At 72.7% G+C, this 231-nt stretch carries 1 protein-coding gene; it reads left to right on the top strand.

What is annotated here, in order from left to right:
• Positions 1 to 231: ABC transporter ATP-binding protein (locus FJ658_RS15320; protein WP_141146228.1), on the top strand; the 231-nt coding region annotated here is incomplete at both ends.

Here is a 231-nt window from a genome sequence, read left to right as displayed (position 1 = left end):
GACCTCGTCGGGCGCGGCCGGCATCCGCACCAGCGACTGCTGGCCCGCTGGAACGAGCACGACTACGCGGCGGTGGCCGCCGCGCTCGAGGCGACCGAGATCGCCGACCTCGCCGAGCGGAGCGTCGACGAGCTCTCGGGCGGGCAGCGCCAACGGGTGTGGATCGCGATGGCGCTCGCCCAGCAGACCGACATCCTGCTGCTCGACGAGCCCACGACCTTCCTCGACATC

Origin of the sequence: Schumannella sp. 10F1B-5-1, from assembly GCF_006517535.1 — a bacterium.
Lineage (GTDB): Bacteria > Actinomycetota > Actinomycetes > Actinomycetales > Microbacteriaceae > Schumannella.
Note: the sequence above shows the minus strand (reverse complement) of the source record. Positions and strands in the feature narration are given on the sequence as shown.